Genomic DNA, 25,015 nt, shown 5'->3' on the forward strand with positions numbered 1-25,015 from the left:
GATCGAATGCAAGGTTCACCGGTGGTCTTTTCCGAGTTGAGACCTCACGGAAATATGAGGGGCCTGTGCGCCGCTTGCCCGAAAAATCCGCGACATAAGCCCCGAATGCCACAGCCAACACCCTTGACAATACTTGGCACTTGAGCCACAACTGATCCTTGCGCAGCGAATTGACAACGTTGTCCCGTGCGCAGGGAGGGTACCGGCTTATGCAGCAGAGAGCTCGGCACAGATGGGGTACGGCGGTCGTGTCGGCGACCGCCTTTTGTTTGGCCGTGGGCTCGCAGGGCGCGGCGGTCGCCCTGCCCCAAGCGCCCGCCGCGGCGGACCGGGAGTTCGCGTCGTCCTTCGAGGCGGACGACCCGGCACCCGACTGGCTCAACACCGTCGACACCACCGCGGACGGCGGCAAGCGCGCCTCCGGTGTGGACGGCGGCTACAGCAGCGGCATCCCGGGCAACGTGACCGACCATGTCACGGACGTACGGGCGAACGGGGAGAACTCCGGCGGCGGTGAGGTGAAGGAGAACCTCGTCGACGGGGAGCCCAGCAGCAAGTGGCTGGTTTTCGAGACCACCGGGTGGGTCGAGTTCGACCTGGACAAGCCGGTGAAGATCACCAAGTACGCGCTCACCTCGGCCAATGACTACGCGGAGCGCGACCCGCGGGACTGGACCCTGAAGGGCTCCTCCGACGGCAAGGACTGGAAGACCGTCGACACCCGCTCGGACGAGACGTTCTCCGAACGGTTCCAGACAAAGACGTACGATCTCGCGGAATCGGCCGAATACCAGCACTTCCGGCTTGAGGTCACCAAGAACAACGGCGCCTCGGGCATCCTCCAGCTCTCCGACGTCCAGTTCTCCACGGGCGGCGGCGACGCACCGATACCGCAGGACATGCTCTCCCTGGTCGACCGGGGCCCGAGCGGCTCGCCGACCGCGAAGGCGGGCGCCGGCTTCACCGGCAAGCGGGCGCTCAGGTACGCCGGCCGGCACACCGCGGACGGTCGGGCGTACTCGTACAACAAGGTCTACGACGTGAACGTCGCCGTCGGCCGCGACACCCGGCTGTCCTACCGCGTCTTCCCGTCGATGGCGGACGGCGACCTCGACTACGACGCCACGAACGTCTCCGTCGACCTCGCCTTCACCGACGGCACCCATCTGAGCGACCTCGGCGCCACCGACCAGCACGGCTTCCCGCTGACGCCGCGCGGGCAGGGCGCCTCCAAGGTGCTCTACGTCAACCAGTGGAACAACGTCGCCTCGCGGATCGGGTCGGTCGCGGCGGGCAAGACCGTCGACCGGATACTCGTGGCCTACGACTCCCCCAAGGGCCCGGCGAAGTTCCGGGGCTGGCTGGACGACATCGCGCTGAAGCAGGTGGCTCCCGAGAAGCCCAAGGCGCATCTGTCCGACTACGCGCTCACCACCCGCGGGACCCTCTCCAGCGGCGGTTTCTCGCGCGGCAACAACTTCCCGGCGACGGCCGTGCCGCACGGCTTCAACTTCTGGACGCCGGTGACGAACGCGGGCTCGCTGAGCTGGCTGTACGACTACGCCCGCTCGAACAACGCCGACAACCTGCCGACGATCCAGGCGTTCAGCGCCAGCCATGAGCCCAGCCCCTGGATGGGTGACCGGCAGACCTTCCAGGTGATGCCGTCGGCCGCCTCCGGCACCCCGGACACCGGGCGTGAGGCGCGCGAGCTGGCCTTCCGGCACGAGAACGAGACCGCGCGGCCGTACTACTACGGGGTGCGGTTCGAGAACGGGCTGAAGGCCGAGATGGCGCCCACCGACCACGCGGCGGTGCTGCGCTTCACCTACCCGGGTGATGACGCGAGCGTCCTCTTCGACAACGTGACGGACCAGGCGGGGCTCACGCTCGACAAGGAGAGCGGGACCTTCACCGGCTACTCGGACGTGAAGTCCGGGCTGTCCACGGGCGCGACCCGGCTGTTCGTGTACGGCACCTTCGACAAGCCCGTGACCGAGGGTTCCTCCAGCGGGGTGAAGGGCCGTCTGCGCTTCGACGCCGGGGACGACCGGACCGTCACGCTGCGTCTCGCCACCTCGCTGATCAGCATCGACCAGGCGAAGGACAACCTGCGCCAGGAGGTCGACGGCGCCTCCTTCGAGACGGTGAAGTCGCGCGCCCAGCGCCAGTGGGACAAGCTCCTCGGCAAGGTCGAGGTCGAGGGCGCGACGCAGGACCAGCTGACCACGCTGTACTCCAGCCTGTACCGGCTGTACCTGTACCCCAACTCGGGCTTCGAGAAGGTCGGTTCGAAGTACCAGTACGCGTCGCCGTTCTCGCCGATGCCGAACCCGGACACCCCGACGCACACCGGCGCGAAGATCGTCGACGGCAAGGTGTACGTCAACAACGGCTTCTGGGACACCTACCGGACGACCTGGCCCGCGTACTCGCTGCTCACGCCGAGCCAGGCGGGTGAGATGGTCGACGGCTTCGTGCAGCAGTACAAGGACGGCGGCTGGACCTCCCGCTGGTCCTCCCCCGGCTACGCGGACCTGATGACCGGCACGTCCTCGGACGTCGCCTTCGCGGACGCCTACGTCAAGGGCGTCGACTTCGACGCGAAGTCCGCGTACGACGCGGCCGTGAAGAACGCGACCGTGGTGCCCCCGTCGTCCGGTGTGGGCCGCAAGGGCATGTCGACCTCGCCCTTCCTCGGCTACACCAACACCGAGACGCACGAGGGCCTGTCGTGGGCGCTGGAGGGCTACCTCAACGACTACGGCATCGCGAAGATGGGCCAGGCCCTCTACAAGAAGACCGGCGACAAGCGGTACAAGGAGGAGTCCGCGTACTTCCTCAACCGCGCGCAGGACTATGTCAACCTCTTCGACTCCAAGGCCGGCTTCTTCCAGGGCCGCGACGAGAAGGGCGACTGGCGCGTCGAGTCCTCGAAGTACGACCCGCGGGTGTGGGGTTACGACTACACCGAGACCAATGGCTGGGGCTACGCCTTCACCGCCCCGCAGGACAGCCGGGGCCTCGCGAACCTCTACGGGGGCCGCAGCGGTCTCGGCGACAAGCTCGACGAGTACTTCGACACCCCGGAGACGGCCTCGCCCGACTTCGTCGGCTCCTACGGCGGTGTCATCCACGAGATGACGGAGGCGCGGGACGTCCGGATGGGCATGTACGGCCACTCCAACCAGGTCGCCCACCACGCGAACTACATGTACAACGCGGCGGGTCAGCCCTGGAAGACCCAGAAGAACGTCCGTGAGGTGCTGTCGCGGCTGTACGTCGGCAGCGAGATCGGGCAGGGCTACCACGGCGACGAGGACAACGGCGAGCAGTCGGCCTGGTACCTGTTCTCCGCGCTGGGCTTCTACCCGCTGGTGATGGGCAGCGGCGAGTACGCCATCGGCTCGCCCCTGTTCACCAAGGCGACCGTCCATCTGGAGAACGGCCGGGAGCTGGTCGTCAAGGCGCCGAAGAACAGCGCCCGCAATGTGTACGTCCAGGGCGTGAAGCTCAACGGCGTGCCGTGGAAGTCGACCGCGCTCCCCCACTCGATGCTCGCGAAGGGCGGCGTGCTGGAGTTCGACATGGGCTCACGGCCCTCCACCTGGGGCACCGGCAAGAACGCGGCCCCCGTGTCGATCGCCCAGGACGACAAGGTGCCGACGCCCCGGGCGGACGCGCTGAAGGGCGACGGGGCGCTGTTCGACGACACCTCGGCGACCCAGGCGAGCGCCACCTCGGTGGACCTGCCGGTCTCCGAGGGCACCAAGGCCGTGCAGTACACCCTGACGTCGCCGTCGGACCGGACGAAGGCGCCGACCGGCTGGAAGCTCCAGGCGTCGAAGGACGGCACCACATGGCGGACGCTCGACGAGCGCTCCGGTCAGTCCTTCGCCTGGGACCGGCAGACACGGGCGTTCTCCGTGGGGTCACCGGGTACGTACGAGAAGTACCGCCTGGTCCTCGACGGTGAGGCGACTCTGGCGGAGGTCGAGCTGCTCGGCTGAACAACGGAGCTGGGAGACCCATGGCGAAAGCCGTCGCCCGGTTCGGTGGTCGCGTCGTACGCGACCCCGGGCCGGGCGACGGCGTTTCGTAGGACCTGGGCGGGGGCTCGCCCTGCCCGAGGCCGTCAGCCCACGGCCACTGTGAACACGTGCAGGTCGGTGTCGTCGGGCAGCTTCACCCGCGCGACGGTCCTGCCCTCGGGTGCCGTGAACGGCTTGGTGGCGAAGACGTAGGTGTCGACCGGGTCCCGGTCCGCGCCCGCGACGTTGCGGTAGGCGGCCCTGGCGACGACCTCGTTGCCGTACTGGACGGTGCCGGCGCCGCCGCCGACGGTCCAGTCGGTGAAGGCGAGGTCGATCGTGTCGGTGCCGCCGTCGGTGTAGGTGACGGTGGCCCTGGACTGCTGGTTGCCGTTGACGCCGCTGCCGAGGAAGGACAACCGGCTCGCCGGAGAGGCGAGTTCGATCGTCTGGCCCGCCGCCGAGACGTTGTCCGGACGGCCGCCGGGCGAGTCGGGCCAGGTGAAGGCGAGGCCGCCCACCGTGCCCTGCCCGCCCGGCTCCAGACCGGCCTCGGCGAGGGCCTGGCGGGAGTAGCTCCAGCCGCCCCCGTCGAAGTCGGCCTCGTCGTGGTCGCCCGCGTCGTCGGAGACTCCGGTGTTGTTGTAGGCGGCCAGCAGCGTGCCCGGCGCCGCGACGGTCAGGGACACGGGCTGGACGTAGGAGCTGTCGCCCGAGGTCACGGTGACGTCGACCGAGTAGAAGCCCTGTTTCGCGCCCTCGGCCGAGGTCAGCGTGATCTTCTGCGAGCCGTCGGTCACGGTGCCCTCGGCGGGCGACGCGGTGATCCCGTCAGGCGCCTCGACCCGGAAACGCACCTCGGGGCCCGCTCCCCCGCTCATCGACAGCGCGCGGATGCCGACGTCGGCGCTCCCGCCCGGCGCGACGGTCGCCGCGGTCGGGCCGACGCCGATCTGGTACGGCTGCTCACCCGCCCGGAAGGACGGCGGCGCCTCGGACGCGCCCCAGGCCGGGTCGGGCGTGGCGGACAGCGTGTAGTCCAGCCGGCCGCCGTCCCGCACGAAGGACGCCGGGAGCCAGGCTCGCTCACTGCCGCGGCCGTTGACCGCCAGGGAGTGGACGTACGGGGCGCCGGCGGCGGCACCCTGCGCGCGCACGGAGATGTCGCCGCCGCCCGGACGGTCGATCTCGATGCGCGGGAACAGCGGTGAGGCGAGGACCAGTTCGGCGCGGGACGGCACCTGCGGGTACATGCCGAGCGCGGAGAAGACGTACCAGGACGACATGGCGCCGAGGTCGTCGTTGCCGGGGATGCCGCCGGGCTCGGTGGACCACAGCGCGCGCATCGCCGCGCGGACCGTCTCCTGCGTCTTGTACGGCGCGCCCGCGTAGGCGTACAGGTAGGGCACGTTGATGGACGGCTCGTTGTCCATCTCGGACTTGTCGCCGCCGCTGCCGGTGAAGGCCCAGCCGCCGTCGGCGTCGTGGAAGAACGTGTCGAGCCGCCGCTCGGCCGCGGCACGGCCGCCCATGGCGGCGAAGAGTCCGGCCGGGTCGTGCTGGACCATCCAGGTGTACTGGGCGGCCGTACCCTCCACGAACCCGTTGCCGGTGGCCGGGGTGAAGCCGGTGACCCAGCTGCCGTCGGCCTTGCGGTTGGCGATGTAGCCGCCGTCCTCGGTGGCGGCGATGTTGAAGTTGTTCTGCCACCACTGGGAGCGGTCGGCGAAGGTCTTCGCCGTGTCCTTCTGCCCCGCCTCGGCGGCGAGCTGCGAGAGGGCGAAGTCGGCGCCGGACATCTCCAGCGTCTCGGCGGCACCGCCCCACGCGTTCGACACGGACGGCATGTAATGGTGCTTCAAGTACTTGTCCAGGGACGGACGTTGACCGACCGACAGCACCGGCTTGCCGGCCGGCGACAGGTCCTTGTCGGTGGGTACGGTCGCCGCCTTCACCAGCGACCGCAGGGCCCCGCGCAGGTCGAAGTCCGTGCCGCCGAAGGCGCGGATGCCGGCCAGGGCGATGGGCGAGGGGTCGCCGTTCATGACGTGCGTGCCGCTCGCGCCGTGCAGCCAGCGGTCCCAGACACCGCCGTTCTGCTCCGCCAGCTCGTACAGCGACTGGGCGATGTCCGAGCCGACGCGCGGATCGAGGAGCGTGAGCAGCTGCACCTGGTCGCGGTAGACGTCCCAGCCGGAGAAGGTGCCGTACTGGGCCCGGTGGCCCTTGCCCACGACGTGGACCTGGCCGTCGGAGCCCCGGTACCTGCGATCGGCGTCACTGATGACGTTCGGGTGCAGCAGCGCGTGGTACAGCGCGGTGTAGAAGGTGGCGCGCTCGGCGTCGGTGCCGCCGCCGACCCGGATCTGGGAGAGGCGCTCGCGCCAGGCCCGGCGCGCCGCGTCCGCCACGGTGTCGAAGGAGCGGTTCGGCGGGTTCTCCGCCGCGAGGTTGGCCTCCGCGCCGGCCTGGCTGACGTACGAGATGCCGACCTTGACGTTCACCGGTCCGGTGCCGGGCGCGAACTCGACGTAGCCGCCGGCCCCCTTGCCCGCGACGGGCCGCCCGCCGCTGCCGAACCCGCCCGTGCCGCCGCTCGCCTCGGTGGACCCGGGGTCGAGCCGGTCGTCCTTCCAGGTGCCGGTGGTCTTGAAGGCGCGGTCGAAGCGGGCGGTGAAGTGGACGGTGTAGTAGGAGCGTTGCCCCTCCGGGTCGAGGTAGCCGCAGAAGTTGCCGGAGGTCACGGACCCGGAGATCGTCCGCTTCGCCGGGTCGATCCGGACGGTCGAATCGGTCGACCCCACCTCGGAGTTGGCGCTGCGGACGAGCAGCGAGGCCGGTTTGCCGGCGGGGTAGATGAAGCGGGCCGAGCCGGTGCGGGCGGTCGCGGTGAGGTCGGCCAAGACGCCGGACGCGAGGCGGACCCGGTAACGGCCGGGTTCGGTGCTCTCGTCGGTGTGACTGAAGTCGGAGGCGTAGACGGCGTCCTTGGTGTCGCTCGCGGGCGACGAGGTGACCTCGCCGGCGTACGGGAAGAACGGGATGTCGCCGCTGCCGCCCGCGCAGCCGGTGCCCGACATGTGGGTCAGGCTGAAGCCGCGGATGCGGGTGGCGTCGTAGTGGTAACCGCCGGGCGCGGCGGTGCGGGTGGCGTCGCCTCTGGTGTTCTCCGGGCTGAAGGACAGCATGCCGAACGGCGTGACGGCACCCGGGAAGACATTGCCGCCGTTCCTGGTGCCGATCAGCGGATCGACGTACGACGTCGGATCCTGGACGAGATCCGGGGGCGCCGTGGGCGCCGCGAGGGCGGGGGTGGCGCTGCCGACCGCGAGCACGGCGGCGAGCAGCAGGGACGTGGGACGGAAACGCATGACGCGGCCCCTCCTCCTTCGGACGGGTCGCGCACCACAGGTCGCACAAGCCGCAGGGACAGTAGCGTGAGTCACCGGTACCACGGAAGGGCGCGTTCCGAGGCGGGGCACGAGGGGCCCCTCACCTGGATGGGGCAGCGGAACGACCGGATCCGCAGGATGCCGGAGGTCACTTGACCCCCAACTGGCTTGACATCGTTGTCCGTTGAAGCGGTAGAGTCATCCGGCAGACCACTAGACAACGTTGTCGCACCGCGACCTCGCACAAGCCACTCACCCACCCGGACGGTCCCACTTCCCCCCCCCTCGGGCTCGTCCGGCTCGCGGACCCGGTGGACGGCGGCTCACGCCCACCGGGTCCGCCCGGAGCGACGGTTCAGCCCACTCGGCAGGGCAGCGCCGTCGTACTGTCGCCGCCGGATCCGGTCACCACATAGCCGAAGGTCGTACTCTCCCCCGGATCGAGGGAGCCGTTCCAGTCGGCGTTGTGGACCATCACGTCCTGGCCGGTGTAGGTGGCGTTGCCGCTCCAGAGGCTGTCGACCTTCTGGCCGGCCGGGAGCGTCCAGTCGACCATCCAGCCGAGCATCGGGACGTCGCCGGTGTTGGTGACGGTCACCTCGGACTGGTAGCCACCGGACCAACTGCCCGTCGTACGGCGGGCCGCGGAGCACTCACCGGGCACCGGGTCGGTCGGGTTGCCCGGCTCCTTGATGCCGGTGACCTCGCCGTTGCCGCCGTCGAAGACGACGTCGGAGCAGGAGTAGAAGGTCTCGGCGCTGTCCGAGCGCTGCCAGACCATGTAGACGATGTGGCGGCCGGACTTGTTCGCGGGCAGCTGTCCGGTCCAGGAGTAGTTGGCCTCGACCGTGCCCGGGGAGCCGTTCAGCGGCGGGTGGTCGACGCTGAGGAACGGCTGCGACTCCATGTCGTCCCAGGTGAGCGTGCGGGTGGGGTCGAAGCCGTCCTTGGTGATGTAGACGTAGAACCAACCCGGGTGCGCCGCCCAGGCGTTGTAGGAGAAGTCGACGGTCGCGCCGGAGGTCAGGTGGGTGAGCGGCCAGTCCTTGCTGGGTGTGTTGAAGCCGGTGAAGTTGGTGTTGCCGCCGCTGCACAGCTGGCCGTCGGGCACGAAGCCGCGGGTGCGGCCGGCGCCGTCGGAGCGCAGCACGGAGAACCAGTTGTAGAACGGGGTCGTGCCGCTGACCTGCTGGGCCGCCCTGCAGGCCGGGTTGACCGGCTTGATCTCACCGGTGTCGGTGAGGCCGTCCCGCCAGCACAGGAAGGTACGGCTGCCGGGCGTCATGGGCGTGCCGTGCGCCTCCGCCCTGCCTCCGGTGCTCATGACGAGGGTGACGGCGGGGATGGTCGCGAGCAGCGAGATCAGGACGAGGAAGAGGGCTCTGGTGCGGGTGGGGAGGGTTAATCGGCGGGGTGCGTCCTTTGTTGTCAGGATCATGACAGTCCAGTCCGTTCCTTCAGGTGCGGGCTGTGGGGATTGCGGACGAGTGCGGGGTGGGAGCGGTTCGGGGCGGCGGGTTCCGGTCCACCACTCATGGGAGCGCTCCCACCCCGTCTGTTGCGGAAGGTAGCGCCGTGGGGCGTGGTTGTAAATATCAGGTGCGGGCCGGCGGCCTCACGCAGCCGACCGAACGACGACTTCGAAACACACCCAGACACCCACGAGAAGCAACTCGGCCACTCCGCCCGCCCGTCGGGCGCTGCTCGGTTCCGGAGTGTCGTCGGAGCGGCTGCGACCTGCCTCGACGAGGCCCGTCATCGCCTGGCGACCGAGGTGCCCGGCGGGCCAACCGGCGTAGGCGTCCAGGCGGACCACCGGGTCGCTGCGCAGCGTGAGCAGGGGCCCCTCACCGGGCAGCCATGTCAGGTCGGCGATGTCGCCGAAGGGGATGTGCCACTTGGTGAAGCGGTTCCTCACCGTCAGCGCCGACGCGCTCGCCTTGAGGTACGTGCACAGGCTGAAGCGCCAGATCCAGTAACCGCCCATCGCCGCCATCGTGCAGAAGGCCGCACGGCGCCAGGGTTCCAAGAACCAGACTTCACGGACAAGTTCGGCGCAGAAGGCCGGCCACACGATCAGCACGATCACCCAGCAGACCGTCTTGCCCACTCGCCTGCCTGCGATCTCGATGCGCCGGCCACCAGCTGCGACACATGCCCTCGCCGGCTCCACCTTGGCTGCGACTTCCGCAGCATGTCACCTCGTCGTGTGCAACGTCGCCGTGTCGTCGTCGGCTCGTTGGAGTTCGGTGAGGAGCTGGTTCTGGCCGGCGAGGAGTTCGGTGAGGATGCGGCGGGCGGCGCGCAGGAGTTCGGCGACGTCGCCTCCCGCGAGGGCGTAGCGGACGGTGGAGCCCTCCCGCATGGACACGACGATGCCCGAGCGCCGCAGGACGGCCAACTGCTGCGACAGGCTGGACGGTTCGATGTCGATGTCGGCCAGCAGGTCCCGTACGGACACCGGCCCGTGCTGGAGGAGTTCCAGCACCCGGATGCGCACGGGGTGGCCGAGCATGCGGAAGAACTCCGCCTTGACCTGGTAGAGGGGGGCCTGCATGGCTGCTCGCTCCTGCTCGGGTGGGTGGGATTGCGGTCGCCGCGACGCGGCGGTGCCGAAGGACACCGCCGCCTCGCGGACCGCTCTCGGATGTCGATCCTTCACGTCTCGGACCCGGCAGGAACGCACATTGGCACCATGCTGATGTGGTGACTTGAAGAAGTCTTCACATCATGGGCAGACGTGGCCACCGGCTTCTTCGAGCGCGCTAGATCTCGATCGCCTCCTCCACGCGCTTGAGTTGGTGGCGGGCCATCGCCAGATTCGAGTTGCCCTTGTCGAGGACGAGGTACAGGAACAGTCCGTTGCCCGTACGGCCGGTCACCAGGCGGATCACGTGGTACTGCCGGTCCAGCGTGATCAGGATGTCCTCGATCCGGCCCTTGAGGCCCAACTGCTCCATGGTGCGGACCTTGGCCCGGATGACATCCGTGTTCCCGGCCGCGGCGACGGTCAGGTCCAGGTCCTTGCCCCCACCGAGCGTGCCCAGGGCCATTCCGCTGGTGTAGTCGACGACGGCGGCTCCCAGCGCTCCCTCGACCCCGGCCATCATCTCCTTCAACGACACTTCCACACTCGCCACTGCGCCTCCCATTGCGTGCCTTCGACTGCGGCGGGCCGGCACCGGCCGACCCGCCTCGGTGTCCGGACCGTAGGCACGCCGTCGGCGCGCGAGCGGGAAGTCTTTGGGACTGATCTCTGACGACCGAACGACGTCGCGAAGCGACCGTTCGATTGACCGCAAGTGCCGTGACGGGAAGTGAAGTTGACGCCCTAGCCTCTCGGGCCGGGGCCCGGCTTCCAGTCCTGGACGAGGAGCCCGAGCAGTACCTCGTCCAGGAACTCGCCCATCACCCAGGCCGAGGAGCGCAGCACGCCCTCGCGGACGAAGCCGTTGCGCTCGGCGGAGCGCAGCATCGCGGCGTTGTCCGAGAGCGTCTCGATCTGGAGCCGCCGCAGGCCGCGTACGACGAATCCGTAGTGGCACAGCACCGCGACCACATCGGTGCCGTAACCCTTGCCGCGCGCGGACGGCAGCAGGCCGAGCCCGATGTGCGCGGACCGGTTGTGGTTGTCGATGCCCCACAGCGTCGCGGTGCCGATCAGCGAGCCGCCGTCCAGCTCCACCACGGAGAACGGGACGTGTCCCTGCTCCTTGTCGTCCACCACGAGCCGCGGGTCCTTCGAGCCGGGGCTGATCGGCCGCCACGGCCCGCTCTCGGCCCGCGAGGAGTTGACCACGTCGTCGTAGAGCTCGGTCAGCAGAACCGGTATGTCGTCCTCGTGGCGGGCCCTCAGCCCGACCTTGTCGCCCTTCAGCATGCAGGCTTCCTATCCGACCGGTCCGGCCCTCGGCAAACGATTAGAAGGCCGGGTCAGCCGGCCGGGGCTCAGTGGAAGCAGAGGCAGAACGGGTGGCCCGCCGGGTCCGCGTAGACCCGCCAGTTGGCCTCCGGGCGGAGCTGGTCCGTGCGCTCCAGCACGGTCGCCCCGAGGGCCAGCGCCCGCTTCTCCTCCCCTTCGAGGTCGTCGACGTCGAAGTCCAGGTGGAGCTGCTGCGGGCGCTCCTGGCCGGGCCACTCGGGCGGTCGGTAGCCGTCCACCCGCTGGCAGGCCAGGGGCGTCCCCTCGAACCCGTGCACCTCGATCCAGTCCGCGTCATCGGGGTCGGCGACCACCCGGCCGCCGAGCAGCTCCGCGTAGAACTCGGCCAGCCGTACCGGATCGGCGCAGTCCAGCGCGATCGCCTGCAGCTTTCGAATCACTTCCGACGCTCCTCGCTCATCGATCGTCTCCCACCCCACTCCCCGAACCGTGCTCCCGGAAACGTCCGCACCGTCCCGCGCACGGGCCTGCCGCCGCACCGCAAAACCGGTTGGTACCGGGGGCTCGCCCCGGCTATAGCACTGTCATGACCCTTACGACCTCCTGGCAGCTGGCTCCAGAACCCTTCGACACGGCGGACGCGACCGCTCTGCGCCGCGACTACTACGACGAGGTCGCCAGCCGTTACTGGAAGCGGCCCGCGACTTCCGAGGAGATCGACGAGGGCCTGGCCGGTGACGGCGTGGAGCTGCTCACCCCGCCCACGGGGCAGTTCGTGGTGGGCCGGTTCGACGGCGAGGCCGCCGCCTGCGGCGGTCTGCTGATGCTGGACCCCGGGCTCGCCGAGCTCACGCGCGTGTACATGCGCCCCGCCTTCCGCGGCAGGAAGGGCGCCGGTCTGCTGCTGGGGCTGCTTGAGGCCGAGGCACGGCAGCTCGGCGCCTCCCGGATGGTCCTCAACACCCGTCTGGACCTGATCGAGGCCCGCTCGCTCTACGTCCGCCACGGCTACCGCGAGATCCCGGCGTACTGCGCCGGTCCGTATGTCGAGATCTGCTACGGCAAGGAACTCACCAGGGCCGACTGACCGACCCCGAAGCCTCCCGGCTGCCGGCCATCGTCGCTACTGTCCCAGCCGGGCGACGCTGCCGGCCATCGTCGGGCCAGTACCGCCGCTCCGCCGCGAGCGGCAGCCGTACGGTGAATTCCGTCCGGCCCGGTTCGCTCGTGACCTCGATGTGCCCGCCGTGCGCCGTGACGATCGCCGTCACGACGGCGAGGCCCAGCCCGGAGCCGCCGTCGTGCGGGTTGCTCCGGGCGCGGGAGGTGTCGGCGCGGGTGAAGCGGTCGAAGACCGTCGGGAGCAGGGCGGGCGGGATGCCGGGGCCGTCGTCGCGGACGCGTACGACGCACCGGTCGCCCCCGGTCTCCACGACCGCGACGACCCTCGTGCCCGCGGGCGTGTGCATCCGCGCGTTGGCCAGCAGGTTGGCCACCACCTGGTGCAGCCGGGCCTCGTCGCCGAGGACCGGCGGGGTGTCGTCCGGGCGGAGTTCGAGCCGCCAGTCGTGTCCGCCGCCGACGGCCTGCGCGTGCCGGACCGCCTCGGCGACCAGTGCCGCCATGTCGACCTCTGCGCAGTGCAGGGGTCTGCCCTCGTCCAGCCGGGCCAGCAGCAACAGGTCCTCCACCAGGCCGGTCATGCGCGCGGACTCGGCAAAGACGCGGCGCCAGGCCAGCAGCGGTTCGACGGGGCCGGTGCCGCGGTTCATGAGTTCGGCGTAGCCCGCGATCGAGGCGAGCGGGGTGCGCAGTTCGTGGCCGGCGTCGGCGAGGAAGCGGCGCATGCGTTCCTCGGTGCGCCGGCGCGCGGTGTCGGAGGACTCGACGTGCTCGATCATGCGGTTGAGGGCGGCGCCGACCTGCCCGGCCTCGCTGGCGGGGTCGGTGTCCCGGGCCGGGACGCGGGCGATGCCGGTGACCTCGCCCCGGTCGAGCGGCGCGCGGGAGACCTCGGCCGCGGTGGCGGCGACCCGGCCGAGAGGCCGCAGCTGACGTCGTACGACCACCGCGCACAGGCCGCCCGCGACGGCGAGGCAGGCCACCGCGACGACCGCCTCGACCACGACCATGCCGCTGATCATGTCCTGTACGTCGTCCATCGGGAGGCCCGCGAGGACCCGGATTCCGCCGCTCCGGGCGACGGTGAGCCGGTAGGTGCCGAGGTCCGGGACGGTCGCGGTGTGTATCGAGCCGTCGGTGGCGACGCCCGCCAGGGCCGTCCGCTGGGCGTCGGTGAGCGCGCGCGGCGCGGCGTCCCGGCGTACGACCCCGGCGGCGAGGATGTCGCCGTCGGTGTCGAGCCGGGCGGCGAGCATGCCGGCTGGGTGCCCGTTCTCCAGGAAGCTCAGGTCGTCCGCCGGCCCGGGGTGCTGGCGGGCGCCGCCCAGGCTGCGTCCGGCGGCGTCGTGGACCCGGTCGTCGAGGTTGTCGAGCAGATAGGCGCGTTGGACGAACACGGTGGTCAGCGCCATCGCGGCGCATACGGCGACGAGGGCCGTGGCGATGAGCACGAGCAGGCGCGTGCGCAGGGAGCGCGGGCGCCGCCGGGCGCTCATCCGCCGTTCTCCGGCAGCCTGATGGCGTGGCCGGTTCCGTGCACGAGCCCGTCGTCGGCCATGAGCGCACGGACGTGTGCGGTTCGAGGCCCTGCGATGCCGGTCATGTCCCGATCCTGTCCCGGCGGGCTGGGGGAACCCTGTGTTCCGGCTGAGCCCCGGCGATGTCACGGGACGAGAACGACAAGGGCCGCATCCCCGGTGATCGGGGATGCGGCCCTCAACTGCCGTGCCGTACCGCTTACTTGCGGATCAGGCTGCGCAGCACGTACTGCATGATGCCGCCGTTGCGGTAGTAGTCGGCCTCACCGGGGGTGTCGATGCGGACGACCGCGTCGAACTCGACGCCCGTGTCGGTGGTGACCTTGACCGTGCTCGGGGTGGTGCCCTCGTTCAGCTCGGTCACGCCGGTGATGGAGAAGGTCTCCTCGCCGGTCAGGCCCAGCGAGTCGGCGTTCTGGCCGGCCGGGAACTGGAGCGGCAGGACGCCCATGCCGATGAGGTTCGAGCGGTGGATGCGCTCGTACGACTCGGTGATGACGGCCTTGACGCCGAGCAGCGCGGTGCCCTTGGCGGCCCAGTCGCGGGACGAGCCGGAGCCGTACTCCTTGCCGCCCAGGATGACCAGCGGGGTGCCGGCGGCCTGGTAGTTCTGCGAGGCGTCGTAGATGAACGACACCGGCGCGTCGGCCTGGGTGAAGTCGCGGGTGTAGCCGCCCTCGGTGCCCGGCGCGATCTGGTTGCGCAGGCGGATGTTGGCGAAGGTGCCGCGGATCATGACCTCGTGGTTGCCTCGGCGCGAGCCGTAGGAGTTGAAGTCACGACGCTCCACACCGTGCTCGGTGAGGTACTTGCCGGCCGGGGTGTCGGCCTTGATGGCACCGGCCGGGGAGATGTGGTCGGTGGTGACCGAGTCGCCCAGCTTGGCCAGGACGCGGGCGCCGGCGATGTCCGAGACCGGGGTGGTCTCCATCGTCATGCCCTCGAAGTACGGGGGCTTGCGGACGTAGGTCGACTCCGCGTCCCACTCGAAGGTGTTGCCGGTCGGGATCGACAGGGCCTGCCACTGGGCGTCGCCCGCGAAGACGTCGGAGTAGGACTTGGAGAACATGTCCTCGCCGATGGCGTTCGCCACGACGTCGTTGACCTCGGCCTCGGAGGGCCAGATGTCCTTCAGGAAGACCGGGTTGCCGTCCTGGTCGGCGCCCAGGGCGTCACGGGTGATGTCCACCTTCATGGAGCCCGCGAGGGCGTACGCGACGACCAGCGGCGGGGAGGCCAGGTAGTTCATCTTGACGTCGGGGTTGATCCGGCCCTCGAAGTTCCGGTTGCCGGAGAGGACCGAGGTGACCGCGAGGTCGTGGTCGTTGACGGCCTTGGAGACCTCCTCCGGCAGCGGACCGGAGTTGCCGATGCAGGTGGTGCAGCCGTAGCCGACGAGGTTGAAGCCGACCTTGTCGAGGTACGGGGTCAGGCCCGCCTTGTCGAAGTAGTCGGTGACGACCTTGGAACCCGGGGCGAGGGTGGTCTTGACCCACGGCTTGCGGGTCAGGCCCTTCTCGACCGCCTTCTTGGCCACCAGCGCGGCGGCGACCATGACGTACGGGTTCGAGGTGTTGGTGCAGGAGGTGATGGCCGCGACGGTGACCGCGCCGTGGTCGATCTCGTAGGTCGAGCCGTCGGGGGCGGTGACCACGACCGGGTTGCTCGGGACGCCGTTGGTGGCGGCCGGGGCGTCGGAGGCCGGGAAGGACTCCTCGCCCGCCTCGTCGGCGGTGGCGACGTAGTTCAGGACGTCCGTCTTGAACTGCTCGGCGGCGTTCGCGAGGACGATGCGGTCCTGCGGGCGCTTCGGGCCGGCGATGGAGGGGACGACCGTGGAGAGGTCGAGCTCCAGCTTCTCGGAGAAGTCCGGCTCGGCCTTCGGGTCCAGCCAGAGGCCCTGCTCCTTGGCGTACGCCTCGACGAGCGCGACCTGCTGGTCGGAACGGCCGGTCAGACGCAGGTAGTTCAGGGTTTCGTCGTCGATCGGGAAGATCGCGGCGGTGGAGCCGAACTCCGGCGACATGTTGCCGATGGTGGCGCGGTTGGCGAGGGAGGTCGCGGCGACGCCCTCGCCGTAGAACTCGACGAACTTGCCGACGACGCCGTGCTTGCGGAGCATCTCGGTGATGGTCAGCACGAGGTCGGTGGCGGTGGTGCCGGGCTGGAGCTCACCGGTCAGCTTGAAGCCGACGACGCGCGGGATGAGCATGGAGACCGGCTGGCCGAGCATGGCGGCCTCGGCCTCGATGCCGCCGACGCCCCAGCCGAGGACGCCGAGGCCGTTGACCATGGTGGTGTGCGAGTCGGTGCCGACGAGGGTGTCGGGGTACGCCTGGCCGTTACGGACCATGACCGTGCGCGCGAGGTGCTCGATGTTCACCTGGTGCACGATGCCGGTGCCCGGCGGGACGACCTTGAAGTCGTCGAACGCGGTCTGGCCCCAGCGCAGGAACTGGTAGCGCTCCTTGTTGCGGCCGTACTCCAGGTCGACGTTCTGCTTGAAGGCATCGTTCGTGCCGAACTTGTCGGCGATGACGGAGTGGTCGATGACCATCTCGGCCGGGGAGAGCGGGTTGATCTTCGCCGGGTCGCCGCCGAGCGCCGCGACGGCCTCACGCATGGTCGCGAGGTCCACGACACAGGGCACGCCGGTGAAGTCCTGCATGATCACGCGGGCCGGCGTGAACTGGATCTCCTGCGACGGCTGGGCCTGGGAGTCCCAGCCGCCGAGGGCGCGGATGTGGTCGGCGGTGATGTTCGCGCCGTCCTCGGTGCGGAGGAGGTTCTCCAGCAGCACCTTCAGGCTGTAAGGGAGGCGCGCGGAGCCCTCGACCTTGTCCAGCCGGAAGATCTCGTACGACTCGTCGCCCACCTGCAGCGTGCTGCGGGCGTCGAAGCTGTTCGCCGACACGACAGTCTCCTTCATTGATGTGCGCGTACCACCACGATCCTGCCGCCACGGCATCTTGGCCGATCCGCTAAGGTAAGGCTAAGTTAGGTAACCCTTACCGTTGGATCGGTGACCCCGCGCGGCTGCGGTGCACCTCGGCAGATATCTCGATGTCGAGATAACTCTAGTACATGGGGCCGGGATGGTCATGCCTGGGGCTTCGGCATGCCTCTTTTCCTGGATTCCGCATACCCCCTTTGCATGACCATGCATCGTGATGCATACTCTTCCTATGTCCAAGGTCCTCACCTCCCTCCCCTCCGGCGAGCGCGTCGGCATCGCCTTCTCGGGCGGTCTCGACACCTCGGTCGCGGTCGCCTGGATGCGCGACAAGGGCGCCGTCCCGTGCACCTACACCGCTGACATCGGCCAGTACGACGAGCCCGACATCGCCTCGGTGCCCGGGCGCGCCAAGGCCTACGGCGCCGAGGTCGCGCGCCTGGTCGACTGCCGTGCCGCCCTCGTCGAGGAGGGCCTGGCCGCGCTGACGTGCGGCGCGTTCCACATCCGCTCCGGCGGGCGGGCGTACTTCAACACCACGCCGCTGGGCCGTGCCGTCACCGGCACGCTGCTGGTGCGCGCGATGCTCGAGGACAACGTCCAGATCTGGGGCGACGGCTCGACCTTCAAGGGCAACGACATCGAGCGGTTCTACCGCTACGGCCTGCTCGCCAACCCGAACCTGCGGATCTACAAGCCCTGGCTCGACGCGGACTTCGTGACCGAGCTCGGCGGCCGCAAGGAGATGTCGGAGTGGCTGCTCGCCCACGGGCTGCCCTACCGGGACTCCACGGAGAAGGCGTACTCCACGGACGCCAACATCTGGGGCGCCACCCACGAGGCCAAGACCCTGGAGCACCTGGACACCGGCGTCGAGACCGTCGAGCCGATCATGGGCGTGAAGTTCTGGGACCAGTCCATCGAGATCGCCCCCGAGGACGTCACGATCGGCTTCGAGCAGGGCCGCCCCGTCACGATCAACGGCAAGGAGTTCGCCTCCCCCGTCGACCTGGTGATGGAGGCCAACGCCATCGGCGGCCGGCACGGCCTCGGCATGTCGGACCAGATCGAGAACCGGATCATCGAGGCCAAGAGCCGCGGCATCTACGAGGCGCCGGGCATGGCCCTGCTGCACGCCGCGTACGAACGCCTCGTCAACGCGATCCACAACGAGGACACCCTCGCCCAGTACCACAACGAGGGCCGGCGGCTGGGCCGGCTGATGTACGAGGGCCGCTGGCTGGACCCGCAGGCGCTGATGATCCGTGAGTCGCTCCAGCGGTGGGTCGGCGCGGCCGTCACCGGCGAGGTGACGCTGCGGCTGCGGCGCGGCGAGGACTACTCCCTCCTCGACACGACCGGCCCGGCGTTCAGCTACCACCCGGACAAGCTCTCCATGGAGCGCACCGAGGACTCGGCGTTCGGCCCGGTGGACCGGATCGGCCAGCTCACCATGCGCAACCTCGACATCGCCGACTCGCGCGCCAAGCTGGAGCAGTACGTCGGCCTCGGCCTGATCGGCACCGGCAGCCCCACCGTCGGCGCCTCCCAGGCGGCCGCGACCGGTCTGATCGGCACCATGCCGGAGCTGCCCGAGGGCGGCGCCGAGGCCATCGCCTCCCGCGGCGAGGTCTCCGAGGAGGACGCGCTCCTGGACCGCGCGGCGATGGAGTCCGGCACGGACTGACATACCGGACAGGGGACGGACCACTGGAAGGGCCTGTTCGACGCACACGGCGTCGAGCAGGCCCTTCCGGCATTCCCTTCCGGCATTCCGACGTGCCATCAGGCGGCCGAGTCGGGGTAACCGAGAGATACACACCCGACGTCGAACGTCGGACCCCGGACCCCGGACCCCGGAAGGAGCATCCATGCCCCTGACATTTCGTAAGAGTTTTCGCATCTTGCCCGGCGTGCGGCTGAACATCAACCGGCGCTCCTGGTCCATCACCACGGGCGGCAGGAACGGCCCGCGACACACCCACAGCAGCACCGGACGCCGTACGACATCGATGGATTTGCCCGGACCTTTCGGATGGCGCCGCACCCGTACCGCCAGGCGGCGTTGACGGCACGTCACCCGAATGGCCCCCCTGAGAATGTGCCATCTCATATCTGAGATAGCCTCAACCTCATGGCAGACGACTACCTCGTACGCATCGGCAAGCTCATCCGTGACGCCCGGCAACACCGTGGCTGGACACAGGCACAGCTGGCCGAGGCGCTCGGCACCTCACAGAGCGCCGTCAATCGCATCGAGCGCGGCAACCAGAACATCAGCCTTGAGATGATCGCCCGAATCGGTGAAGCCCTCGACAGCGAGATCGTGTCGCTGGGTTACGCCGGTCCGATGCATCTGAGGGTCGTCGGCGGACGTCGGCTGTCCGGTTCGATCGACGTCAAGACCAGCAAGAACGCCTGCGTGGCACTGCTGTGCGCCTCGCTGCTCAACAAGGGGCGCACAGTGCTGCGCCGGGTCGCCCGCATCGAGGAGGTGTACCGCCTGCTGGAGGTGCTCAACTCCATCGGCGTGCGCACCCGTTGGATCAACGACGGCGTCGACCTGGAGATCGTGCCGCCGGCCGAGCTGAACATGGCGGCGATCGACGCCGAATCCGCCGTGCGCACCCGCTCGATCATCATGTTCCTCGGTCCGCTGCTGCACCGCATGGACCGCTTCATGCTGCCGTACGCCGGCGGCTGCGACCTCGGTACGCGGACCATCGAGCCGCACATGATCGCGCTGCGCCGCTTCGGCCTGGACGTGGCGGCGACCGAGGGGCAGTACCACGCGGTGGTGGACCGGGGCGTACGTCCCGACCGGCCGATCGTGCTGACCGAGCGCGGCGACACCGTGACCGAGAACGCGCTGCTGGCCGCCGCGCGGCACGACGGCGTCACGGTCATCCGCAACGCCTCCTCCAACTACATGGTCCAGGACCTCTGCTTCTTCCTGGAGGCGCTCGGGGTCCGGGTCGAGGGCATCGGCACGACGACGCTGACGGTGCACGGTGTGCCGAACATCGACGTGGACGTCGACTACTCCCCCTCCGAGGACCCGGTCGAGGCGATGAGCCTGCTGGCCGCCGCCGTGGTGACCGAGTCGGAGCTGACGGTTCGTCGCGTGCCGATCGAGTTCCTGGAGATCGAGCTGGCGGTCCTGGAGGAGATGGGCCTCGACCACGACCGCACGCCGGAGTACTTCGCCGACAACGGCCGTACGCGCCTGGTGGACCTCACGGTCCGTCCCTCCAAGCTGGAGGCGCCGATCGACAAGATCCACCCCATGCCCTTCCCGGGCCTGAACATCGACAACGTCCCGTTCTTCGCGGCGATCGCCGCGGTGGCGTCGGGCAAGACGCTGATCCACGACTGGGTCTACGACAACCGGGCGATCTACCTCACCGACCTCAACCGCCTCGGCGGCCGCCTCCAGTTGCTGGACCCCCACCGCGTCCTGGTCGAGGGCCCGACTCGCTGGCGCGCCGCGGAGATGATGTGCCCGCCGGCCCTGCGCCCCGCCGTGGTCGTCCTCCTCGCGATGATGGCAGCGGACGGCACGTCGGTCCTGCGGAACGTGTACGTCATCAACCGGGGTTACGAGGACCTCGCCGAGCGCCTGAACTCGATCGGGGCGCAGATCGAGATCTTCCGGGACATCTGACCGACGGAAGCCGCCGCACCCCATCCCGGCCTGCTGCTCAGCAGGCCGGGATGGGGTGCGGCGGCTTTTTTGGGACTTCAGCAGCGCATCGCTTCCACCTGGTCGGCCAGCGAGTCAAGCAGCCTGCGCTCGCCGGCCTTGGTGTACTCCTTGTTGTCGAACGCCAGGAACGAGTTCGCGCCGAATTCGATGGCGCGGTTCTTCACCTCGAGGGAAACACTGAACCTGGACGGAACAACTCCGTCGTCGTTCTTCTTGTAATGGGCGGTGACCCCGAGGGTGACGATCTTGTAGCCCGCGTTGCACCGCAGGGTCTTGCGCTCCACGGCCTTCAGGATCCTGTCGGCCGACTTGGCGACCGGGACGACATTGGCGCGGTGGCCCGCACCCTTGACGCCGGCGGGAATCATCCGCGCGCCAACCTGCCCGGGACCGCCCCACTCACCCACGACCGCCTCGCACAGGCCGAGCCTGGGATCCCGATCCACAGCCCCGACCCGGATCTCGGCGTCGGCCGGCCTGCCAAGCTTGTCTGTCTTGTAGGTCTGCCAGGAGGGGCCCGCGGGGTTCGTCCGATAAGTGTGCTTCTTCTGGAGGTACTTGGCACAGGGGATCTCCGCCGCGCCCGTCGCATTGACCTGTACGGCCTGAGCCCCGTCCGAGGACCCGGTGTCGGCGTGGGCCGACGAGCCGGCGCCCGCCATCACGGCGAGAGAGGCAGTGGCGGCCAGTACCGCCAGGACACGTCCAGTGGGCTGACGATCGCGCATTTCGCGTCCTTCCTGAGAAGAGAAGAGAGGGAATGAAAGAGAAGAGGCGTCTCGCTACCGCGCAGCGCGGTAGGCGGCACCCACGCGGTTGGCCTGCGTGCCGTTGTAGAGGCCGCTGCCATGGCCTCGCTCCGTGGAAAGCGTGAACCACGCATACCGCTTGACGTACGGCAGCTTCTCCAGCATTGCGGTCGACTTCTTCACGAAGGCGGCCTGCCGTTCCTTGGTCGGATACCTCGGCGTACCACTGGAGAAGTCGATCAGCGCGTACTCGGTCAGCCAGATGGGTTTCTTGTAGCGCTGGTGCACGGCACGGAGATAGCTCTTCAAGTGACCTGTCGCAGCTTGGGCATTGAAGTCCGAGCCGTACCAATGCAGGGGAATGAAGTCGACCCGGTAGCCGCGGGCGGCGGCGCCTTTCATGAAGCGGTCGAGCCAACCGCCGGCGAGGTCACCGCCGGTGGCCACCGCGGGTGCTCCGAGACGCATTCCGGTCGACTGCAGCCGGGGCCACAGATCGAGGGCCTCCTTCACGGACATCCCCGCCTGGTCCGCCCGGTCCGGTTCGTTGAACCCGAGCAGGGTCCTGCCCTGCGCCTTGGCTCGTCCGAGATGCTGTTCGGTCACGAATTCACGGCCCCAGATCATGGGTACGAACTCGACGCCGGACGGGGGCTTGATCTGCTGCTTGTCCGAGGCCCAGGTGTAGAACCAGCCGACGTTCGCGTCGGCCATCGCCCCGGTGACGCCGTTGAATTTCCAGGCGCTGACGCCCTTCTTCTTCGCAGCGGCGGTGGATGCGCTCGCGTCGGCCCGGTTGCTCCCGGTGGAGGCGAGCATGGTCAGGGCGGCCAGCAGCACCACGAGTAGGCGCAGCTTGCGCATGGCTTCCACGCTCCCGTGTCAGAACTTGGCGCCGAAGTCCTGCGTCCAGTACGTCCCGTGCGCGGTACCGGCCTTCTTCACGTAGCCGACGCCCAGGTGCTTGAGCGAGCAGTCGAGAATGTTGGCCCGATGCCCGGGGGAATTCATCCAGCCCCTCACGACCGCGGCGGCGCTCCTCTCACCGGCGGCGACGTTCTCCGCGAGCGCACTGAAGCCGGTGTAGCCTGCCGCCCTGGCCCTGGTCACCATGGTGCTGCCGTCGGAGCCGACGTGGTCGACGAAGTTGTGCCTGGCCATGTCCGCCGAGTGCCGTTGGGCGGCCTTGGCGAGCGCGGAGTTGTACTTCAGCTTGGGGCAACCGGCCTTGACCCGTTCGGCGTTCGTCAGCTTGAACACGCCGGCTCGCAGCGATCCAGCGGACGGTGCCGCCGATGCCGAGGCGGCGGAGGTGGCCGACAGAGTGGTGGTGGCCGCGGTGACCGTAAGAACCGTGGCGAGGTACCTGGATATGCGCATTCTTTTCCGTTCCCATCTGGTAGGAGCTCTCATTCGAGCTTTCCATTCCAGATTGAATGCGGTCAATTTAATCCGGTTCTGCCGGCCTTTAATTCGCGCGCAATCCGCCCGATATCCTGACCCCCGTATCGAGTCCTTTTCCGGCGGAATGCGAAGGATCCCTGCCGGGCTGCCGCAGGAGTGACGCGGCTCCGAGGGCGGCGGCATGGTCGCCCAACTCCGCGGGCCGGACGAGGGGCGACGGGCGCGAGCCGCACCGTACGACGTTCGCCAGCAGTTCACGCCGTACCGACTCCAGCAGGGTCGGGCCGGCGGTGACGAGTTCGCCGCCCACGACGACGATGCCGGGTTCGAGCGCGTTGACCAGACCCGCCAGGACCCTTCCCACGTAGGTGCCTGCCCGGCGTAGCACCGCATGGGCGGCCGGATCTCCGGAACCCAACGCGGCCAGCAGGTCAGGTAGGTCCGCCCCGGGTCGGTACGCGTCCAGCATGGCCGTGGTCGAGGCGACGGTCTGCAGACAACCCCGCCCACCGCAGGGGCACTTCGCGCCCCCGGGCTCCGCGGTGATGTGCCCGAACTCCCCCGACCGGCCGTGTGCGCCGCGGTGCAGCACGCCACCACTCACCAGCGCCCCGCCGACAGGGTCCGAGAGTTCCAGGTACAGCACGTCTCGCTGTCCGTGGGCCGCGCCCCAGACCGTCTCGGCCAGGGCCGCGAGGCGCGCTGCGTTGTCGATCCGCACCCGGGTGCCCAAGCTGCGGCCCATCATCACCGCCATGGCCCGCCGGTCGAGCGGGGCGCGCGCGTCGGTCGCCGGGCCCGTCACCGCGACTCCCACAGCGTTCAGGGCATCGAGTCGCAGTCGTCCGCCGGTCAGGGTGCCGACGAGCCGACGTGCGATGACAATACGGTCCGGCCACTGAGCCGTTGGGGAATGCGCTTCGCTCGCTGTACTGATGGCGTCCTGGTGCTCCAAGTCGTCGCGGTCCCCCGCCACCGCGACCACGCGAACAGCCCGCCGCCCGAAATCGATCCCGAGCACCCGGCCGGCCTCCGGGTTCGGAATCAGCTTCTCCGCCGGGCGGCCCCGCCCGCGACGAGTGCTGTCCGGCACCGCGGCGATCACCTGGCCACTGTCCACGAGCCTGCTGACGACCTCGTACAGCGTGGTGCGCGACAGTCCTGACAGCTCCCCCAGCTCGCTCCGTGTCAGCGGGCCGAACTCGCGGAGCAGGCGCAGCATCCGGTCCCCGTACTGTCCCCGTGCCCACGTGGTGTTGTGTGTCGCGTTCGGCACTTCTCCCCCTCCCCGCGGCGGACCCCGGCCGCCGCAAAGAGGAAAGTAGGGACCGTTCTTGTGGAATCTTTGTGATCGCGCCCCGCCCCTCCTGAACCGCTCCTCCCGGCACGGTGGACAGGCGGTCAGGTCGGGCCGTTGTCAAAGCGCAGCACGAAACCGACACCCCGCACCGTGTGCAGGATGCGGGGGCGCCCCTCTGTCTCCGTCTTGCGCCTCAGATAGCTGACGAACGTGTCCACGGCGTCCGTACGGACGCGGGCGTCGTAGCCCCAGACGTGTTCGAGCAGTTGGCCGCGGGTGAGGACCAGGCCCGCGTTCCGGGCCAGCATCTCCAGGAGGTGGAACTCGCGGGGCGTCAGGTGCAGGAGCTGCCCGTCCAGCCACGCCTGGCGGGCGGACGGTTCCACGACCAGGCCGCCCACCCGGACCCGGTCCGTCGCGGCGGGGGGACGCCGGCGCAGGAGGGCGTGCAGGCGCAGCGTCAGTTCTTGCAGGGCGAAGGGCTTGACCAGGTAGTCGTCGCCGCCGGCCTGCAGCCCGGCGATCCTGTCGGCCACTTCGTCCAGTCCGGAGAGCATGAGCACGGGCACGTCGTCCCCGTTCTCGCGCAGGGCCCGGCACACGTCGATGCCGCTCAGGTCGGGCATGCAGACATCGAGGACAACGATGTCCGGACGGAGTCTGTTCATCGACTCCATCGCGGAACGGCCGTCATTGGCCAGCGTCACCTCGAAGCCCCCCAGCCGGAGTCCGCGTTCCAGCGAACGTCGCGTGCTGACGTCGTCGTCGGCCACGAGAACTCGTCCGGCCCTGCCGGCCATGCGTCGTTCCTCTCCAGGCTCCGAGTGGATGGTCCGGCGGACCAGCCCGTCCCGCTCCAGCGCGCGGAGTGTCTCCTCGCTCACGCCCTCCGTCTTTCGGCGCGGCACGTCGCAGGACGGAGAGCTGCCGCGGTAAG

At 69.4% G+C, this 25,015-nt stretch carries 19 protein-coding genes; 5 read left to right on the forward strand and 14 right to left on the reverse strand.

Annotation, left to right across the window (positions count from 1 at the left end; genetic code table 11):
- Positions 1-209 precede the first annotated feature (209 nt).
- Positions 210-4,010 carry a GH92 family glycosyl hydrolase gene (locus tag CP983_RS10480; protein WP_189748532.1) on the forward strand — a complete coding sequence of 1,267 codons (3,801 nt, stop codon included), beginning with the start codon at positions 210-212 and terminating at the stop codon, positions 4,008-4,010.
- A gap of 125 nt (positions 4,011-4,135) precedes the next feature.
- Here the strand turns inward: CP983_RS10480 and CP983_RS10485 are convergent, their stop codons facing one another.
- The 7 genes from CP983_RS10485 to CP983_RS10515 all read right to left on the reverse strand — a co-directional run bounded on the left by CP983_RS10485 (position 4,136) and on the right by CP983_RS10515 (position 11,746).
- Positions 4,136-7,402: a GH92 family glycosyl hydrolase gene (locus tag CP983_RS10485; RefSeq protein ID WP_150499411.1), complete on the reverse strand. Its 3,267-nt coding sequence runs from the start codon at positions 7,400-7,402 to the stop codon at positions 4,136-4,138.
- Positions 7,403-7,778: 376 nt separating this feature from the next.
- Positions 7,779-8,861, reverse strand: coding sequence for a lytic polysaccharide monooxygenase auxiliary activity family 9 protein (locus CP983_RS10490; RefSeq protein ID WP_150499412.1), 1,083 nt, complete (start codon positions 8,859-8,861; stop codon positions 7,779-7,781).
- 177 nt (positions 8,862-9,038) lie between these two features.
- Complete coding sequence (locus tag CP983_RS10495; RefSeq protein ID WP_167537680.1) at positions 9,039-9,512, reverse strand: hypothetical protein; 474 nt, start codon at positions 9,510-9,512, stop codon at positions 9,039-9,041.
- Between the two features lie 108 nt (positions 9,513-9,620).
- Positions 9,621-9,980: an ArsR/SmtB family transcription factor gene (locus CP983_RS10500; protein ID WP_030954230.1), complete on the reverse strand. Its 360-nt coding sequence runs from the start codon at positions 9,978-9,980 to the stop codon at positions 9,621-9,623.
- A gap of 208 nt (positions 9,981-10,188) precedes the next feature.
- Complete coding sequence (locus tag CP983_RS10505; RefSeq protein ID WP_030954228.1) at positions 10,189-10,563, reverse strand: roadblock/LC7 domain-containing protein; 375 nt, start codon at positions 10,561-10,563, stop codon at positions 10,189-10,191.
- A gap of 191 nt (positions 10,564-10,754) precedes the next feature.
- A complete protein-coding gene (locus CP983_RS10510; RefSeq protein ID WP_150499414.1) occupies positions 10,755-11,303 on the reverse strand; it encodes a GNAT family N-acetyltransferase in 549 nt (182 codons plus the stop codon).
- Between the two features lie 68 nt (positions 11,304-11,371).
- Positions 11,372-11,746, reverse strand: coding sequence for a VOC family protein (locus tag CP983_RS10515; protein WP_163017045.1), 375 nt, complete (start codon positions 11,744-11,746; stop codon positions 11,372-11,374).
- Positions 11,747-11,892: 146 nt separating this feature from the next.
- On the opposite strand from CP983_RS10515, the gene CP983_RS10520 reads away from it, so the two are divergent.
- Positions 11,893-12,393 (forward strand): GNAT family N-acetyltransferase, encoded by a 501-nt coding sequence (locus CP983_RS10520; RefSeq protein WP_176575134.1) that lies wholly within the window; start codon positions 11,893-11,895, stop codon positions 12,391-12,393.
- Here CP983_RS10520 and CP983_RS10525 read toward each other — a convergent pair.
- Both CP983_RS10525 and acnA read right to left on the reverse strand, forming a co-directional pair.
- Positions 12,377-13,924 (reverse strand): sensor histidine kinase, encoded by a 1,548-nt coding sequence (locus CP983_RS10525; protein WP_150499415.1) that lies wholly within the window; start codon positions 13,922-13,924, stop codon positions 12,377-12,379. The two genes, CP983_RS10520 and CP983_RS10525, sit on opposite strands and share 17 nt — an antisense overlap.
- Before the next feature lie 241 nt (positions 13,925-14,165).
- Positions 14,166-16,880, reverse strand: a complete 2,715-nt coding sequence (gene acnA / locus CP983_RS10530) for an aconitate hydratase AcnA (RefSeq protein ID WP_150499416.1) — start codon at positions 16,878-16,880, stop codon at positions 14,166-14,168.
- Positions 16,881-17,151: 271 nt separating this feature from the next.
- Here acnA and argG point away from each other — a divergent pair, with 271 nt between their 5' ends.
- From argG to CP983_RS10545, 3 genes are all read left to right on the forward strand, one after another.
- Positions 17,152-18,606, forward strand: a complete 1,455-nt coding sequence (gene argG, locus CP983_RS10535) for an argininosuccinate synthase (protein ID WP_107907620.1) — start codon at positions 17,152-17,154, stop codon at positions 18,604-18,606.
- A gap of 184 nt (positions 18,607-18,790) precedes the next feature.
- Positions 18,791-18,988, forward strand: coding sequence for a DUF4236 domain-containing protein (locus CP983_RS10540; protein WP_093747609.1), 198 nt, complete (start codon positions 18,791-18,793; stop codon positions 18,986-18,988).
- A 65-nt stretch (positions 18,989-19,053) separates the two neighbouring features.
- A complete protein-coding gene (locus tag CP983_RS10545; protein ID WP_150499417.1) occupies positions 19,054-20,583 on the forward strand; it encodes a helix-turn-helix domain-containing protein in 1,530 nt (509 codons plus the stop codon).
- A 77-nt stretch (positions 20,584-20,660) separates the two neighbouring features.
- Here the strand turns inward: CP983_RS10545 and CP983_RS10550 are convergent, their stop codons facing one another.
- The 5 genes from CP983_RS10550 to CP983_RS10570 form a co-directional block, all read right to left on the reverse strand.
- Positions 20,661-21,353 (reverse strand): DNA/RNA non-specific endonuclease, encoded by a 693-nt coding sequence (locus tag CP983_RS10550; RefSeq protein ID WP_150499418.1) that lies wholly within the window; start codon positions 21,351-21,353, stop codon positions 20,661-20,663.
- Positions 21,354-21,407: 54 nt separating this feature from the next.
- Positions 21,408-22,238, reverse strand: a complete 831-nt coding sequence (locus CP983_RS10555) for a glycoside hydrolase family protein (RefSeq protein ID WP_150499419.1) — start codon at positions 22,236-22,238, stop codon at positions 21,408-21,410.
- A gap of 18 nt (positions 22,239-22,256) precedes the next feature.
- Positions 22,257-22,754, reverse strand: a complete 498-nt coding sequence (locus tag CP983_RS10560; RefSeq protein ID WP_125524617.1) for a CAP domain-containing protein — start codon at positions 22,752-22,754, stop codon at positions 22,257-22,259.
- Between the two features lie 88 nt (positions 22,755-22,842).
- Positions 22,843-24,000, reverse strand: a complete 1,158-nt coding sequence (locus tag CP983_RS10565; protein ID WP_150499421.1) for an ROK family transcriptional regulator — start codon at positions 23,998-24,000, stop codon at positions 22,843-22,845.
- Between the two features lie 179 nt (positions 24,001-24,179).
- Complete coding sequence (locus CP983_RS10570) at positions 24,180-24,878, reverse strand: response regulator transcription factor (RefSeq protein WP_150506531.1); 699 nt, start codon at positions 24,876-24,878, stop codon at positions 24,180-24,182.
- Positions 24,879-25,015 lie beyond the last annotated feature (137 nt).

Source organism: Streptomyces chartreusis (assembly GCF_008704715.1).
In the GTDB taxonomy this organism is placed as follows: domain Bacteria; phylum Actinomycetota; class Actinomycetes; order Streptomycetales; family Streptomycetaceae; genus Streptomyces; species Streptomyces chartreusis.

What these genes read in the sequence shown, in the direction of transcription:
- CP983_RS10480 (WP_189748532.1), top strand. Translation starts at nt 210, where the DNA reads ATGCAGCAGAGAGCTCGGCACAGATGGGGTACGGCGGTCGTGTCGGCG.
- CP983_RS10485 (WP_150499411.1), bottom strand. Translation starts at nt 7,402, where the DNA reads ATGCGTTTCCGTCCCACGTCCCTGCTGCTCGCCGCCGTGCTCGCGGTC.
- CP983_RS10490 (WP_150499412.1), bottom strand. Translation starts at nt 8,861, where the DNA reads ATGATCCTGACAACAAAGGACGCACCCCGCCGATTAACCCTCCCCACC.
- CP983_RS10500 (WP_030954230.1), bottom strand. Translation starts at nt 9,980, where the DNA reads ATGCAGGCCCCCCTCTACCAGGTCAAGGCGGAGTTCTTCCGCATGCTC.
- CP983_RS10510 (WP_150499414.1), bottom strand. Translation starts at nt 11,303, where the DNA reads ATGCTGAAGGGCGACAAGGTCGGGCTGAGGGCCCGCCACGAGGACGAC.
- CP983_RS10520 (WP_176575134.1), top strand. Translation starts at nt 11,893, where the DNA reads ATGACCCTTACGACCTCCTGGCAGCTGGCTCCAGAACCCTTCGACACG.
- CP983_RS10525 (WP_150499415.1), bottom strand. Translation starts at nt 13,924, where the DNA reads ATGAGCGCCCGGCGGCGCCCGCGCTCCCTGCGCACGCGCCTGCTCGTG.
- argG (WP_107907620.1), top strand. Translation starts at nt 17,152, where the DNA reads ATGTCCAAGGTCCTCACCTCCCTCCCCTCCGGCGAGCGCGTCGGCATC.
- CP983_RS10540 (WP_093747609.1), top strand. Translation starts at nt 18,791, where the DNA reads ATGCCCCTGACATTTCGTAAGAGTTTTCGCATCTTGCCCGGCGTGCGG.
- CP983_RS10545 (WP_150499417.1), top strand. Translation starts at nt 19,054, where the DNA reads ATGGCAGACGACTACCTCGTACGCATCGGCAAGCTCATCCGTGACGCC.
- CP983_RS10550 (WP_150499418.1), bottom strand. Translation starts at nt 21,353, where the DNA reads ATGCGCGATCGTCAGCCCACTGGACGTGTCCTGGCGGTACTGGCCGCC.
- CP983_RS10555 (WP_150499419.1), bottom strand. Translation starts at nt 22,238, where the DNA reads ATGCGCAAGCTGCGCCTACTCGTGGTGCTGCTGGCCGCCCTGACCATG.
- CP983_RS10560 (WP_125524617.1), bottom strand. Translation starts at nt 22,754, where the DNA reads ATGCGCATATCCAGGTACCTCGCCACGGTTCTTACGGTCACCGCGGCC.
- CP983_RS10565 (WP_150499421.1), bottom strand. Translation starts at nt 24,000, where the DNA reads ATGCTGCGCCTGCTCCGCGAGTTCGGCCCGCTGACACGGAGCGAGCTG.
- CP983_RS10570 (WP_150506531.1), bottom strand. Translation starts at nt 24,878, where the DNA reads ATGGCCGGCAGGGCCGGACGAGTTCTCGTGGCCGACGACGACGTCAGC.